The 15,306-nt window shown below is 70.3% G+C and carries 9 protein-coding genes; 6 read left to right on the forward strand and 3 right to left on the reverse strand.

Annotated features, from left to right (window positions below):
- Positions 1 to 81: 81 nt before the first annotated feature.
- From recC to Tchar_RS06650, 5 genes are read left to right on the forward strand one after another with little or no spacing between them, the layout of a single operon-like run.
- The gene (recC, locus tag Tchar_RS06630; protein ID WP_161595467.1) at positions 82 to 3,747 is read left to right on the forward strand and encodes an exodeoxyribonuclease V subunit gamma; all 3,666 of its coding nucleotides are present in this window, start codon (positions 82 to 84) and stop codon (positions 3,745 to 3,747) included.
- The gene (recB, locus tag Tchar_RS06635) at positions 3,744 to 7,541 is read left to right on the forward strand and encodes an exodeoxyribonuclease V subunit beta (protein ID WP_161595468.1); all 3,798 of its coding nucleotides are present in this window, start codon (positions 3,744 to 3,746) and stop codon (positions 7,539 to 7,541) included. Before recC ends, recB begins: the two co-directional genes overlap by 4 nt.
- Positions 7,538 to 9,619 (forward strand): exodeoxyribonuclease V subunit alpha, encoded by a 2,082-nt coding sequence (recD, locus tag Tchar_RS06640; RefSeq protein ID WP_144328278.1) that lies wholly within the window; start codon positions 7,538 to 7,540, stop codon positions 9,617 to 9,619. The genes recB and recD overlap by 4 nt, the downstream gene beginning before the upstream one ends.
- A 32-nt stretch (positions 9,620 to 9,651) precedes the next feature.
- Positions 9,652 to 10,470: a proteasome-type protease gene (locus tag Tchar_RS06645; RefSeq protein WP_144328279.1), complete on the forward strand. Its 819-nt coding sequence runs from the start codon at positions 9,652 to 9,654 to the stop codon at positions 10,468 to 10,470.
- Positions 10,471 to 10,475: 5 nt separating this feature from the next.
- Positions 10,476 to 11,354 carry an alpha/beta hydrolase gene (locus tag Tchar_RS06650; RefSeq protein WP_144328280.1) on the forward strand — a complete coding sequence of 293 codons (879 nt, stop codon included), beginning with the start codon at positions 10,476 to 10,478 and terminating at the stop codon, positions 11,352 to 11,354.
- Here Tchar_RS06650 and Tchar_RS06655 read toward each other — a convergent pair.
- Both Tchar_RS06655 and Tchar_RS06660 read right to left on the reverse strand, forming a co-directional pair.
- A complete protein-coding gene (locus tag Tchar_RS06655; protein WP_144328281.1) occupies positions 11,317 to 12,147 on the reverse strand; it encodes an undecaprenyl-diphosphate phosphatase in 831 nt (276 codons plus the stop codon). The genes Tchar_RS06650 and Tchar_RS06655 overlap by 38 nt on opposite strands.
- A gap of 115 nt (positions 12,148 to 12,262) precedes the next feature.
- The gene (locus Tchar_RS06660; protein WP_144328282.1) at positions 12,263 to 12,670 is read right to left on the reverse strand and encodes a hypothetical protein; all 408 of its coding nucleotides are present in this window, start codon (positions 12,668 to 12,670) and stop codon (positions 12,263 to 12,265) included.
- Positions 12,671 to 12,821: 151 nt separating this feature from the next.
- Here Tchar_RS06660 and Tchar_RS06665 point away from each other — a divergent pair, with 151 nt between their 5' ends.
- On the forward strand, positions 12,822 to 14,888 hold the full coding sequence (locus Tchar_RS06665; RefSeq protein WP_144328283.1) for a glutamine--tRNA ligase: 2,067 nt from the start codon (positions 12,822 to 12,824) through the stop codon (positions 14,886 to 14,888).
- A gap of 97 nt (positions 14,889 to 14,985) precedes the next feature.
- Here Tchar_RS06665 and infA read toward each other — a convergent pair whose 3' ends face one another.
- Positions 14,986 to 15,252 (reverse strand): translation initiation factor IF-1, encoded by a 267-nt coding sequence (gene infA / locus Tchar_RS06670; protein WP_144328284.1) that lies wholly within the window; start codon positions 15,250 to 15,252, stop codon positions 14,986 to 14,988.
- Between the last annotated feature and the right edge of the window lie 54 nt (positions 15,253 to 15,306).

Here is a 15,306-nt window from a genome sequence, read left to right on the forward strand (position 1 = left end):
ACCTCGGTGTGGGCGCGCCCATCGGCCGTCGTGCCGCGGGCCGCCCACAGGCCATCGGGCCGACACCGCATAATCGGCACCATGCAGGGAACCGAGATGGCAGATGGCCAACGCCCCGGCCTGATGGTGGTGCACGGCCACCGGGCCGAGGCGCTGCTGGCGCTGGCGCTGACCTGGATACGGCGCTGGCCACAGCCGCCACTGGCGGCGGAAACCTGGATCGTGCCCTCGCAGGCCGTCGGCCTTTGGGTCAAGCAGACCCAAGCCCTCCAAGACGAAGGCATTGCAGCCGGGCTGGAAATGCTGCTGCCGGCGCAGTGGCTGTGGCGCGCCTACCGCAGTGTGTTGGGATCCGACGTGGTGGGCGAGTGCGCACCGCTGGACGAAGGACCGCTGACGTGGCGCCTGTGGCGCCTGTTGCCCACGCTCACCGACCCCGTCTATGCGCCGCTGCAGCGCTATTTGCGCGACGACCCGGACGGCCGGCGGCGCTACCAGCTGGCACGCCGACTGGCCGACCTCTACGACCAGTATCAGGTTTACCGCAGCGATTGGCTGCGCGACTGGGCAGGCGGCGCGCCGGTGCTGCGTGGCCCCGATGGTCGACAGACGGCATTGGCGGCTGCCGACCGCTGGCAGGCCGCGCTGTGGCAGCGCGTGCTGGCCGACTGGAGCTCAGCCGCCCAACCCGTCCATGCGCAGGCCGAAGCACCCCCAACGCTGCCCAGCCGGATCGACATCCATGCGGCCTTCGTGCACGCCATGCGCACCGCCCAAACGGCGCCGCCGGGCTGGCCGCGACGCCTGACGGTCTTCGGGCTGGCTGCCCTGCCGCCCACCACCCTCGAGGCCTTGGCGCTGGCTGCACGCTGGACCCAGGTTTTGGTGTGCGTGCTCAACCCCTGTCGCGCCTACTGGGCCGACCTGATCCCTGAGCGGCTGTGGCTGGAACGCGCCGAGCGCCACTGGCGCGAGCGCGCGCAGCGCCTCGGCGCTGCGCGGATGGAAGCGTCACTGGGCGCCGAAGCACTTGGCCACCCACTGCTGGCCGCCTGGGGACGGCAGGGCCGTGACTTCATCGCCTGGCTGCAGCAATACGACGAGCGCCCGCTGCGCGATGCCTTCGATGCCGCGCTGCGTGCCCTGGGCCAGCGTATCGACCTGTTCGACTGCGATGATGACGGCCACCGCACCGGCGGCCCGACCACCCTGCTGCGCCAGTTGCAAGACGACGTGCTACACAACCGCACCCTGGCCGAAACGCAAACCCAATGGGCGCCCGTGGATCCTGTACACGACGCTTCGCTGCGGTTTCACGTCTGCCACACCGCGCTGCGCGAGGTCGAGGTACTGCACGACCAGATCGTGGCGGCGCTGCACCGTGACCCGAGCTTGCACCCGCGCGACATCGTGGTGATGGCGCCCGATGTCGGCGCCTATGCCCCCTTGATCCATGCCGTCTTCGGGCGCTTGGGTGCCGACGACCCGCGCTTCGTACCCTATGGTATCGCCGACGCCGACGACGCTGCCAGCGCCCAGCGGCTGGCCTTGTTGCGCGACCTGCTGGACCTGCCGCGGCAGCGCCTCGGCGTCAACACCGTGCTCGACTGGCTGCAGGTACCCGCGTTGGCGCGCCGCTTCGGGTTCGGGCCCGATGACTTGGCGCTGCTGCGGCGCTGGCTGGCCGACAGCGGCGTGCGCTGGGGGCTTGATGGCCAACATCGCTGTGCGCTCGGGGCCGCCGCCGCGACCGACGACACGCTGACCTGGACCGACGGCGTGCGCCGGCTGTGGCTGGGCATGGCGATGGGGCCGCACGAGGCAGGGTGGCGCGACGCCCCGCCCACCCCCGGCGTCAGCCCGATGGCGGCGACGCTGATCGAGCGCCTGCAGGCCCTGCTGCAGACCCTGCAGCGGCACCGTCAAGCCCTCAGCCATCCCGCGCCCGTCCGGGTCTGGGTTCAGCGCCTACACGGCCTGCTGGATGACTGCCTGTGCGCGGATGCGCAGGCCGATGCGGCCGAGTGGCACTGGCTGCAACGCCTGCGCCAAGCACTGGACGCCTGGGCGGCAGACGCACAGACGGCCGGCAGCGAGCCGATGCCACTGGCCGCCGTGGCCGACGCCTGGCTGGCCCGCCTCGGCACAGCACGCGGCGCCGCGCAGGGGTATTGGCGCGGCGGCGTCACCATCGCCACCTTGCTGCCCATGCGCGCCGTCCCCTTTCGCCACGTCTACCTGCTGGGCATGCACGACGGCGCCTATCCGCGCCGCCCCACCACCGACGATTTCGACCTGATGGCGCGCCACCCGCGCGTGGGTGACCGACTGGCACGCCACGAAGACCTGTACCTCTTTTTGGAGGCGCTGCTGTCGGCGCGCGAGCATCTGTCCATCTCGTGGATCGGGCGCAGCGCGCACGATGGCAGCGCGCGCGCGCCATGCGTGCTGGTGGCGCAGCTGCGCGAACACGTCGCCGCTGGCTGGCGCCTGGCGCAGGCCGACGGGGCGGCGCTGCTGCGCGCCCTCACGTTCGAGCACCGCCTGCACCCCTTCGACCCCGCCTACTTTCCGCCGCGCCCTCATCCGCAGCAAGCGCCGCGCCACGACCAGTGGACATTCAGCTACGCCCACGAATGGGCGCCGCGTCCCGCACCGTCCAGCCCTAGCGCGGCTACCCTCCCCCCCTGGCAGCCCGAGCAGCCGCAGTCGCTGTCGGCGCTACAGCGTTTTTTGCGCTACCCGGTGCGCACCCTGTACGAGCAGCGCCTGGACGTGCGCTGGTACGAGCACGACGAGACCCTGGAGGAGCGCGACCTCGCTGCCCCCGACGAACGGCAGCGTTGGCGCCTCAACGAGCAATGGCTGCGTGCCGTGGTGCGAGCGGCGCGCCGTGGCCAGCCGGTGGACGAGGCCCTGGCAGCCGCCCAACGCGTCTGGCGCCATGCGGCAGCCAGCGGACAGTGGCCGCTGGGCACTTGGGGTGAGGCGCAGGCCGGCGCGTGGGACGAATCCGCCCGGCTCGCCTGGCAGCGTGCTGCCGCTTACTGGCAGCAGCTCGATGGCCGCACCGCGCAGCGCGATCGGCTCGACTGGCGCTGCGACGACCCGCGCATGCCGCTGCACGTGGCGGACCTGGTTGGCGAGGTGCGGCGCGACGCCGCTGGCCACCGCCACCGCTTGCTGTGGCAGGGGCACACACTGCTCGACGGTGAAGCCGGCGCTCAGGGGCAGCGGCCACCGTGGCGGCTCGACCAGGCGCTGTCGGCCTGGGTGACGCACCTGGCCCACCACCTGGCGGGCGGCCCGCTGTACACCTGGGTGCTGTCGCCCCGCGGCTGCGCCGTGCTGCAACCGCTGGAAACCCACACCGCGCAGGCAGCCTGGCAGGCGATCATCGACCTGTGGTGGCAGGGCATGCACCAGCCGATCCCATTTGAGCCGGCGTGCGCCCTGGCCTGGTTCGACCAGCAGCACAAGCGCAGCCGAAGCGCCGAAGCCGCCTGGGACGCCGCATGCGCGCGCTACGAGGGCAGCCCGCACCGGCCCGGGCGGCGCGACCGCGACGCCCTGCTGCGCCGCTGTTTTCCCAACTTTGCCGACCTGGCCGGCCCGCGTGCGCAGGCCGCCGACAGCGCACTGGGCCAATGGGCCGCAAGGCTCTACGGCCCCTTGTACGCTGCCCTCGGCTCGGCCTTGCCGCCGTCGGTGGCACTGACCGACATCGCCAACACCAGCGAGCCATGAACGATCTGTGCGTTACCAGCTTCCCCTTGCGCGGCAGCCAGCTCATCGAAGCCAGCGCCGGCGCCGGCAAAACCTGGACCATCGCCATGCTGTACGTGCGACTGGTGCTGGGGCCGCACCCGGGGGCGGATACCGCGCTGCCGCCGCTGCTGCCGCCCCAGATTCGGGTCGTCACCTTCACCGACGCCGCCACGCAAGAGCTCAAGCTGCGCATCGGCCAACGCTTGGCGCAAGCCGCCCATGTCTTTGCCGCCGACGCCAGCTGCACCACATGGCCGCCCGAGCTGCAAGCGCTGGCCGACTTGCGCGCGCTCTATCCCCCGCACACGTGGCCGCACCTGGCGCGGCGCCTGCGCTTGGCCGCCGACGGCATGGACGAAGCCGCCATCAGCACCCTGCACGGCTGGGCGCTGCGTACCCTGCGCGAGGCCGCGTTCGCCAGCGGCATGCCATTCACGCTTGAGCTGCTCACCGACACCCGCGCTCTGCAGGAGCAGGCCATCGACGACCTGTGGCGCGTGCACTACGCTGGGCTGCCGCCGGCCCTGGCCGCCAGTGTCGCTGCGGTGTGGCCCCACGCCGACGCGCTGGCGCAAGCGCTCACCCCCGTACTGCGCCACGCCGAGCGTTGGGCCGCCCAGTGGCCGGGCTTGGCCGGGCAGACACTGCCACAGGTGCTGCAGCAGGCCGAGCAGGCCCGCCAAACCGCGCTGGCACCCTGGAAGGCACGTGCGCGCACCAGCGCCGAGGCCGCGTTGGCCGTGCTCGACCAGCACGGCGCACCCAAGGCATTGGGCAAATCCGCCGACGTGCGGCGCTGGCTGCAAACCCTGCGCGATTGGGCCGACACCGACGACCACCGACCGCCCGACCTGAAAACCGGCGCCCAGCGCTTCACCGCCGATTTTCGTGACCGCACGCCCGATCTGCCTGCCGCCTGGCGCGCTCTCGATCTGTGGGACACCGTGCCCGCCTTGGGGCAAGCCCTGGCCCACCTGCCCAGCCCACACGGGTGGCTCTTGCGGCACGCCGCAGTATGGGTCCAGCAGCGGCTGGATGCCCTGCTGGCCGAACGCGACGCCACCGACTACGACGGCCTGCTGCGGCGCCTGGCCGACGCGCTCGACGCCCCCGGTGGCGCTGAGCTGGCGCAGCGGCTGCGCACACAGCAGCCGGTCGCCCTCGTCGATGAATTCCAGGACACCGACCCGGTGCAGCTGCGCATCCTCGACCGCATCTACGGCCTGCACGGCACCGACGCCGACCGCGCCTTGATCTTGATCGGGGACCCCAAACAAGCCATTTACGCCTTTCGCCAGGCCGACATCCACAGCTATTTGCAGGCGCGGCGCGCCTGCGCGGGACGGCTGTGGCGGCTGGGCACCAATTGGCGCTCCAGCGACGCCATGGTGCAGGCGGTCAACACCCTGTTCGGACTGGCCGAGGCCCGCCAGCCCATGGGGGCGTTTCGCTTTCGCCACCATGCCGACAATCCGGTGCCGTTCGAGCCTGCGCGCGCCCAGGGGCGCAGCGAACGCTGGCAAGCCGGCCGCCATGCTGCGCCACTGCCGGCGCTGACGCTGGCACACGTACTGCCGACCGACGGCGCCTGCTGGAACCAGGAGCGCTTGCGCGCTGCCGTGGCCGCCGCGTGCGCCCAGACACTGACACGCTGGCTGACCGAGGCCGACGCCGACCGCCGTGGCTTCTACGACCCTGCCCACGATCAGTGGCAACCGCTGCGCCCAGGTGACATCACCGTCCTCGTCAACACCCGCGACGAAGCCGCCGCCGTGCAAGCCGCGCTCGACGCATGCGGCGTGGCCAGCGTCTACCTGTCCGAGCGCGAATCGGTTTACGCCAGTGACGAGGCCGCCACGCTGCAGCGCTGGCTGCACGCCTGCGTACACCCGCGCGACACCGGCGCGGTGCGCGCCGCGTTGGCCGACCCGTGTCTGAACCTGAGCCCTGGCGAACTGCACGCCTGGGTACACGACGAGGTGCGCTGGGAAACGACGCTGGAGCGCTTCGAGCGCTACCATCGCTGGCTGCACGAGCGCGGCGTGCTGCCGGTGGTACGCGCTCTGCTGCACGACTTCGACGTGGCGCACCGCTTGTTGGATACCAGCGGCGCAGCGCACGACGGCCACCGCCGCCTGACCAATCTGTTGCATCTGGCCGAGCTGCTGCAACAGGCCGCGGCCCGGCTCAGCGGGCCGCAAGCGCTGCTGCGTTACCTGCATCGGGCGCGCGCAGTCGCCACCGATGCCCCGCCCAGCACCGACGAGCTCAGCAACCCCCTGCTGCGCCTGGACGACGAACGGGAACGGGTGCGTGTGGTCACCGTTCACAAGTCCAAGGGACTCGAATACCCGGTGGTGTTCTATCCTTTTGCGATGGTAGCCCGGGTGATCGACAGCAAAAACGGCAAAGATCCGACCACACTGCTGTGGCACGACGAGAATGGCGCCGCGCACGTGACCCTGAACGACGAAGGACCGCAATGGTGGACGGCGCTGGCCCGGGCCGACGAGGAGCGCTTGGCCGAAGAGCTGCGCCGGTTCTATGTGGCAGTGACGCGGGCGCGCCATGCCCTGTGGCTGGGCACGGCCGCCACCGACCGGCTGGGACGCAGCGCGCTGGGGTACCTGCTCGGCCTGCCGGACACAGCCGACGACGCTGCGCTGCAAGCAGCGCTGCAGGCCTTGGCCGCCCGGCGGCCGCGCGACATCGTCGTCGACACCATGGCCGACGGTGAGACGACGCTGCGCTGGCGCCCGCCGACTGGTGCCGCGCGTGCCGCCACCGGCAGCGCCTGCTACGCCCCTCGACGCGAGCAAACCCGCTGGTGGACGGCCAGCTACAGTGCGCTGTTGGCCGAACCCGACGCGCCGGCTGCAGCCGCTGCCGGCGTCGCCCCGGTGCCTGCCGACGACCCCGAAGAAGCCCCGACCGACGCCTGGCTGGCCGAGTGGCGCGCCACCGACGGCGGCCGCGATCAAGCCGCGCCGGCGCCGCTCGGCCTCGGCGCCGACGGCGCACCAGCCGCAGCGTGGCACGCTTGGCCGGCGGGTGCGGCAGCCGGCAGCGCACTGCATGCCGCCTTGCAGCACTGCGCCCACCACGGCTTCGCGCCCCGGCAGGGCCCAGCGCTGGCCGATGTCGCTGCGGCGGCGCTGCGCGCCAGCGGTGAGCCCTGGGCCAACGATGCGCAGCGCGCCGCCACCTTGGCCGCTTGGATGCAGGCCATCATCACCACCCCGCTGCCATGGCCGGGCGCCGCCCCCGCTGCCCTGCACGCCGTCGGCCGCACGCAAGCCGAAATGGAATTCTGGCTCGGCGTGGCCACTGTGCCGGCACGCCGAATCGACGCGCTGCTGCATGAGGCCGTGCCGCTGAAGGCGCCGCGCGCGCCGGTGCGCGACGTCAGCCTCAATGGGCTGCTGAAGGGCTACATCGACCTCGTGGTCGAACACGAAGGCCGCTACTACGTGCTCGACCACAAATCGAACCGGCTCGGTGCCGACGACGACGCCTACGCGCCCGCGGCCCTGGATGCCGCCGTGGCGGCCCACCGCTACGATCTGCAAGCCGTGCTGTACCTGCTGGCGCTGCATCGGCTGCTGCGCCAACGCCTGATCGCCTACGATCCCGCGCGGCACCTGGGCGGCGCCTTGGTGGTGTTCTGGCGCGGCCTGGGCCACGCCAGCCGCGGCGCCTGGGCCCTGCCCGCCCCGGTTGCGCTGATCGAGCGGCTCGACGCCCTGCTCGCTCCCATGGAGGCCGCTGCATGAGCCTGTTGCCGACGGCAAACGCCCCCGAGGAAGGGGTCACGGCGCACAATAGCGTCATGGCCGCCTGGCTCCAGCGCGGTCTGGCCAGCGGCGAGCTGCGTCCTGCCGACGTCGCCTTTGCGCATTGGATCGCCGCCCAGGCCCCGAGTGCACCGCCCTGGGTCCCCATCGCCGCCGCGTGCCTGAGCCGCCACGTGGCCGACGGACACGTCTGCCTGCCGCTGCAGACGGCACCCACCGCAGGCCCATGCCGGCGCTGGCTGATGCAACAGCTCGCGGACTGCCCGACAAGACTGGACCATGGCGACATCATCGGCAACGGTACCAACCCCACCCCCTTGGTGCGCGACGGCGCGCGCCTGTACCTGTGGCGCCACTGGTACAGTGAGCAAGCGGTGGCGCGGGCACTGGCCCAGCGTCTGCTTGCCCCCGGGGCCGACACCGACCCGACGGCGGCGGCCCGGCGGCTGCGCCCATGGCTCGACGCGCTCTTTGCGCCGAACGCCGACACACCTGCGGGCCCCGACTGGCAAGCCCTGGCCGTGGCCCTGGCCACACGCCAGCGCTTGGCCGTCATCACGGGCGGCCCCGGCACCGGCAAAACCACCACCGTCGTGCGGCTGCTCGCCGTGCTGCAAGGCTTGCGCTTGGCTGACGGCGCACCGCCCTGGCGCATCGGGCTGGCCGCCCCCACCGGCAAGGCCGCTGCACGCCTGGCGCAGTCGGTGGCTGGGGCGCTGGCGCACTTGCCGTGGTGCGCGCTGCCGCTGCCGACCGCGCAACACGGCACGCTGCGCGCCAGCCTGCCCACCCATGCCACCACGGTGCACCGACTCATCGGCCGCCACGGCGCCATTGGCCGCGTGCGCCACGACGCCGACCACCCGCTGTGGCTGGACGCCCTGGTCATCGACGAAGCCTCGATGCTGGACCTGGAGCTGTTGCACGAGACGCTGCAAGCGCTGCCGCCCGACGCGCGCCTGATCCTGCTGGGCGACCGCGATCAGCTGGCCTCCGTCGAGGCCGGCGCCGTCATGGCCCAGCTGTGCGAGCGTGCGCGCAGCGGTCACTACCCAGCGGCCGTCGCCGCCTGGTTGCACAGTGCCACCGGTCAGGCTCTGCCGGCGCCGTTTTGCGATGACGACGGCACCGCGCTGGATGCCGCCGTCGTCATGCTGCGCCACAGCCGGCGCTTTGGCGGTGACAGCGGCATCGGGCAGTGGGCAGCTGCCGTCAACGACGGCGACGCGCAACGTCTCGTCCGCCTGGCCGAAACCCCATCGCCGGACGTACGGCTGCTATGCCCACCCGCCGATGACAGCGGTGGTGGCAACGCCCGCCTCGATGGTTGGGACGAGGCAAGCCTGTGGGAGGAAGTCGTGCATGCCTGGGGGGCACTGCTGCAGGCCATTCACGCCGGCCCACGCGGCGACGGTGGCTTCGACGCCGATGCCGCCGAGCGCGACGCGTGGGCCCGCGCGGTGCTGCAGCGCCACGCCACCTTCCAGGTGTTGTGCGCGCTGCGCGACGGCCCCTGGGGCGTGCAGGGGCTCAACCAACGTGTGCTGCGGGCCTTGCAGCGCGCGGGTCTGCTCGACGCACGTCTGAGTAGCGCGCACGCCTGGTTCGCCGGCCGGCCGGTGCTGGTCACCCGCAATGCCCCAGCCTTGGGTCTGATGAACGGCGATCTGGGACTGGTGCTGCCCTATGCACCCCCTGGTGAGGGCCACTCGCTGCGCTGGCGGCTGGCCTTCGCCGCGCCCGAGCTGCCCGCCGGGGTGCGCTGGGCCCTGCCGGCCCAGCTCGACGGCCTGCAGACCGCTTTTGCGCTGACCGTGCACAAGGCGCAAGGCTCGGAGTTCGACCACGTGTGGCTGGCTCTGCCGGCCCTCGCCGACAGCCCGCTGCTCACGCGCGAGCTGCTCTACACCGGCATCACGCGGGCACGGCAGCGTCTGACGCTGGTGGCCCCGGGCGGCGTGCCCGCGCTGCTGCAAGCCTGCACGCGACGCGCCGAGCGTGCCGGCGGCCTGCGCGCGGCGCTCTTGGCCGCCATGGCCGACCCAGCCGCGCGATAATCGAACGACCGTTCACCCTGCAATCGACCACCATGACCTACTGCGTCGCCGTCAAGCTCAAGGCCGGTATGGTGTTTCTGTCCGACTCGCGCACCAACGCCGGTCTCGATCAGATCAGCACCTTCCGCAAGATGATCGTCTACGAACAGCCCGGTGAGCGCTTCATGGTGTTGCTGTCGGCGGGCAACCTCAGTATTTCGCAGTCGATCCGCGAGTTGCTGCAAACCGAGCAGCTACACGACCCTGGCCTGGCCGAGCCGATCACCATCTGGAACGCGCGCAGCCTCTTCGATGCGGCGCGCGTGCTGGGCGCCACGGTGCGCCGCGTCTACGAGCGCGACGGTGAGGCGCTGCGCCGCAGCGGCATCGAGTTCAATGCCAGCCTCATCTTCGGCGGCCAAATCCGCGGCGAGCCCATGCGTTTGTTCCAGGTCTATTCGCCCGGCAATTTCATCGAAGCCACCGATGAGACCCCGTTTTTTCAGATCGGCGAGAGCAAATACGGCAAACCCGTCCTCGATCGTGTCCTCACCCCCGACACGCCGTTGGACGACGCCACCAAATGCCTATTGATCTCGATGGACTCGACCCTGAAGTCCAACCTGTCGGTGGGCCTGCCGCTGGACCTGGCCGTCTACGAAGCCGGCCAGCTGCGCAGCGACCGCGTGGTCTGCATCGACGAGCACAACCGCTATTTCCAGTCCCTGCGCACCGCCTGGGGGCAAAAGCTGCGCGAGGCCTTCGATCAGCTCGATGCCCCCAACTGGCAGCCGGGTGGAGCGCTGACCACCTGCAGCCCGCAGCACGCCACCCTGCGCAAAATCACCGCCCCCGGCGATCGCCTGCTCTGAGCCCGATGACCGAGCCCCGCCCCTGCATCGTCTTCTCGCACGCCAACAGCTTTCCGGCAGGCACCTACCGTGTGCTGTTCGACGCGCTGCGTGCGCGCGGCTGGACCGTCAAGGCGCTGGCGCGCTTCGGCCACGATCCGCGCTACCCCGTCACCAGCAACTGGCCGCACCTGGTGCGACAGTTGGCCGATTTCGTCACCGCCGAGGTACAGCCGCACGACACCCCGCTGTTCCTGGTGGGCCACTCGCTGGGCGGGTTCCTGAGCCTGATGTGCGCCGCCCAACACCCCGAACTGGCCGGGCAACCGGTGCGCGGCGTGGTGCTGCTCGACTCACCCGTGCTGGGCGGATGGAAAGCGCGCGCGCTGGCCGCTGCCAAACACACCCGGCTCATCGGTGCGGTGTCGCCCGGACAAATCAGCCGCAAGCGCCGCAACCGCTGGGCCAGCGCCGAGGAGGCGCTGGAGCATTTCCGCCACAAGCGGGCCTTCGCCCGTTGGGATCCGCGCGTGCTGGCCGACTACATCGCACACGGCACCCACGACGAAGTCACCCCGCACGGCGTGCAGCGCGTGCTCACCTTCGACCGCGACGTCGAGACCGCCATCTACAACACCTTGCCGCACCATCTCGACCGCCTGCTGCGCCGCCATCCGCTGCGCTGTCCGGTGGCCTTCATTGGCGGTACGCACTCCGAGGAAATGCGCCGCGTCGGTCTGACCATGACGCACAAGCTGTGTGGCCGCGAGCCCTCGCCGCGCCTGCAATTCCTGGAGGGCACACACCTGTTTCCGATGGAGCACCCCGAGGCCACCGCCGACGCCATCGAGCGCGCGCTGCGGCATTTCATGGGGTCCACTGCACCCAGCCCATCCACCCCGTGAGCAGCACCAGCGCGCCAAAGGCAATGCGGTACCAGGCAAACGGCACGAAGGTGTGCGAGGCGACATAACGCAGCAGCCACTTCACGCTCACCCACGCCGCCACGAATGACACCCCCAGCCCAACGGCGAAAAACGGCACATCCGCGCTCGACAGCAGGGCCCGGTGCTTGACCAGGTCGTAAGCGGCGGCGCCGAACAGCATCGGAATCGCCAGAAAAAAACTGAACTCGGTGGCCACGCGGCGCGACAGGCCCAGCGCCATGCCACCGATGATGGTGGCCCCCGACCGGCTGACTCCCGGCACCAACGCCAGGCACTGAATCAGCCCCACCCCCAGCGCGTGCGTCCAGCGCAGCGCATCGACGTCATCCAACCGCGCGGGTGCGGCGCGTGCGTACCGGTGCTCCACCCACAGCATCGCCAGCCCGCCGGCGATGAAGCCTGCGGCCACCACCCAGGCGTTGAACAGCCAGGCCTTGATCGGACCGATGAACAGAAACCCGGCCAGCGCGGCTGGGAAAAACCCCAGCAGCACGTGCGCAGCGAACCGCTGCGCCGTGCGCTCGCGTGGCAAGCCGCGCAGGGTGGCCAGCAGGCGCTGCCCATACAAACCGACGATGGCCAGGATCGCACCGGTCTGGATCACCACCTCGAACACCTTGGTGCGCTCGTCGGGCAGATTCAACAGCGCCGCCGTCAAAATCAGGTGTCCGGTGGACGAGATCGGCAAAAACTCGGTCAAGCCTTCGACCAACCCCATCAGGGCGGCCTTCAGCAGCAGTGCAAGGTCCATGAGCGGGCGCGACAAGCAGCAAAGCGGCTAGTGTAGCGGGCGGCCGTGCATCGGCCGCGTCGCCACCGACACAGGGCGGCGGCGCGACGGGCCGCCGCGCACCGCGGTCACCGCGTCAGCGCCTGCCGTGCCAGCTTTCGGCGTGATAGGGGCTGCCCGCCCACACCACAGCGTCGTACCCCCTTCCGTGGCTTCGGTGGCCGTGCTTGTGTTTGAGATGCCCCGGCGGCACGCCATAGACGACGCCCGGGGCCACCACCAGCGCGGGCGGCGCCGTCACGACGCGCGCGGGCGGAGCCACCATGACCGGTGTCGCCACCACCACGGGCGGGGCCACCACCACCGTGGGCGCGGTCGCCCACACCAGCGGCGGTGTATTGCCCACCCGCACCGACACCCCTGGCTGATACACCCCCACCGACCAATAAACGTCGGCCGCTTGCGCGGTGCCCGCCATCGTCAGCGCCACGGCCGCCAGCAACCGCCATGGCCGCCTCGCATGGAACAACCTCATGGCGTTCATCGATTGCACTCCTGGAAACGACGGTTGTCGATATCGACATTGAAACATCTCGGCGGCGCGCCAGCGGTTGCTGGTTTGTGACGGCTGTAAGCAGACGTAACCGCGTCCGCCTGCCGTCTGCCTGGCCACTGGGCCGCCTAAAATCGGGTGCATGAGCGACCACGCCCCGCATTCCTCTTCCGGTCACGGCTCGAGCAGCAACTTCCTGCGCCAGATCATCGAGCGTGATCTGGCCAGCGGCCGCCTCGCGCAACGCCGCTGGGGCGGCAGCCCCGGTGACGGCAGCCACCACGCGCGCGGCCTCCTCGACCCGGCACGCATCCGCACCCGCTTCCCGCCCGAGCCCAACGGCTACCTGCACATCGGTCACGCCAAAAGCATCTGGCTCAACTTTGGCCTGGCCCAGGAGTACGGTGGCGTGTGCCACATGCGCTTCGACGACACCAACCCCGAGAAGGAGGAACAGGAGTACGTCGATGCCATCGTCGATGCGGTGCGTTGGCTCGGCTGGAGCTGGGAGGCCCACGGCACCAGCCACCTTTACTACGCCAGCGACTATTTCGACTTCATGTATCGGGCGGCCGAGTATCTGATCGAAACCGGCCATGCCTACGTGGACGAACAAACGCCCGAGCAGATGCGGGCCAACCGCGGCACGCTCACCGAACCCGGCATCGACAGCCCCTACCGTAACCGGCCGGCCGCGGAAAGCCTGGCGCGCTTTCGCGAAATGCGCGCCGGACGCCACCCCGACGGGGCGATGGTGTTGCGCGCCAAGATCGACATGGCCTCGCCCAACATCAACCTGCGCGACCCGGCCATCTACCGCATCAAGCACGCCACGCACCACAACACGGGCGATGCCTGGTGCATCTATCCGATGTATACCTTCGCGCACCCGATCGAGGACGCGCTGGAAAACATCACCCACAGCATCTGCACGCTGGAATTCGAGGACCAGCGCCCCTTCTACGATTGGCTGCTCGAGCGCATCGTGCCGATTCTGCGCGCGCCGCAGTTCGAGCGGGCGCGCCAGCGCATCGAAGCGCTGCGCACGCAAGGGCTGGAGGCGGGCAAGGAATTCGCGCTGCGCTGCCACAACGCCGGCGCCAAACTCGGTCGCAACACGCACGCCGAGCAGCGCATGGCCGCCCTTTTTGCGCGCTGGGAGCACGACCGCGACGCCGTCTTGCGCGACTTGCCCACCTTTTTCGACCTGCTGCTGGGCGAACTGCACCAATTCACCCCAGTGCTGGCGCAGGCCCTCAGCGCCTACGAGCCCGAGCCGTTCGACCTGCCGCACCAGTACGAATTCGCGCGCTTGAACCTGACCTACGTCGTCACCAGCAAGCGCAAGCTCAAGGCGCTGGTGGATGAAGGAATCGTCAGCGGCTGGGACGACCCGCGCATGCCCACCATCGTTGGCTTGCGCCGGCGTGGCTACACGCCCGAGGCGATTCGGCTGTTTTGCGAACGCACCGGTGTCAGCAAAGCGCCGGGCTGGATCGACTACAGCAACCTCGAAATCGCCTTGCGCGACGACCTGGAGGGCAAGGCCCCGCGGGCGATGGCCGTACTCGACCCGGTCAAACTCAAGCTCACCAATTGGGCGCAGGTGTTCGGCAGCGCCGACCACCGCGAGCCCTGCACCGCCCTAGCCCACCCGCAACGGCCCGAACTCGGCCTGCGCCAGTTCAGCCTGGGCCCCGAGATCTGGATCGAGCGTGACGATTTCCGGGAACAGCCCCCCAAAGGCTATTTCCGCCTCTTCCCGGGCAATCAGGTGCGGCTCAAATACGGCTACGTGATCGAGTGCACCGGCTGTGAGAAGGACGAGACCGGCCAGGTGACGGCGGTGCTGGCCACCGTGGTGCCGGACACCAAAAGCGGGACCCCGGGTGCGGATGCCATCAAGGTCAAGGGCACCCTCACCTGGGTGGGCGTGCACGAAGCCGTGGCGGCCGAAGTGCGCCTGTACGACCGGCTGTTCGCCGACCCCCAACCGGACGCAGGCGGCAAAGACTTCAGAACCGTGCTCAACCCCGACAGCCTCAAGGTCGCGGCGGCGTACATCGAGCCGTCACTCGCCCAGGCGCCGGCTGAGGCGCGCTTTCAATTCGAGCGACACGGCTACTTCGTCACCGACCGCCACGACCACGCGCCGACGCGACCGGTGTTCAACCGCATCGCCAGTCTCAAGGATAGCTGGGGCAAATAGCGCTGCGCGTGGCCCCGCCGGCCACCGGCGGGGCGCGGTCACTGCCAAGCGCGGCCCTGGCGGGGTGCTGCGGCCTGCACTGCGCCAGCCCCGTGCTTCAGCGCGCCTTGCGGCGCATGGGCGCTGGCGCCGCACCGGTACGCGGCTCCAGGTGGCGGTAGGTGATGCGGCCCTTGCTCAAATCGTAGGGCGACAGCTCCAGCGATACGCGATCCCCGGCCAGGATGCGGATGTGATGCTTGCGCATCTTGCCGCCGGAATATGCGATCAGCGTATGACCGTTTTCCAGGGTGACGCGGTAGCGCGAATCCGGCAGGATTTCGTCCACCTTGCCGTGCATTTCGATCAATTCTTCCTTGGCCATGGGGCCTCCGAATACGGGCGCCGCCGATGCCCGTGCAGGCACAGGACGCCAGCG

The sequence above is a fragment of the Tepidimonas charontis genome (assembly GCF_007556685.1).
In the GTDB taxonomy this organism is placed as follows: Bacteria; Pseudomonadota; Gammaproteobacteria; order Burkholderiales; family Burkholderiaceae_C; genus Tepidimonas; species Tepidimonas charontis.

Coding starts and splice junctions, on each gene's coding strand:
- recC (WP_161595467.1), top strand. CDS start 82: ATGCAGGGAACCGAGATGGCAGATGGCCAACGCCCCGGCCTGATGGTG.
- Tchar_RS06665 (WP_144328283.1), top strand. CDS start 12,822: ATGAGCGACCACGCCCCGCATTCCTCTTCCGGTCACGGCTCGAGCAGC.
- Tchar_RS06650 (WP_144328280.1), top strand. CDS start 10,476: ATGACCGAGCCCCGCCCCTGCATCGTCTTCTCGCACGCCAACAGCTTT.
- Tchar_RS06645 (WP_144328279.1), top strand. CDS start 9,652: ATGACCTACTGCGTCGCCGTCAAGCTCAAGGCCGGTATGGTGTTTCTG.
- recD (WP_144328278.1), top strand. CDS start 7,538: ATGAGCCTGTTGCCGACGGCAAACGCCCCCGAGGAAGGGGTCACGGCG.
- Tchar_RS06655 (WP_144328281.1), bottom strand. CDS start 12,147: ATGGACCTTGCACTGCTGCTGAAGGCCGCCCTGATGGGGTTGGTCGAA.
- recB (WP_161595468.1), top strand. CDS start 3,744: ATGAACGATCTGTGCGTTACCAGCTTCCCCTTGCGCGGCAGCCAGCTC.
- Tchar_RS06660 (WP_144328282.1), bottom strand. CDS start 12,670: ATGAACGCCATGAGGTTGTTCCATGCGAGGCGGCCATGGCGGTTGCTG.
- infA (WP_144328284.1), bottom strand. CDS start 15,252: ATGGCCAAGGAAGAATTGATCGAAATGCACGGCAAGGTGGACGAAATC.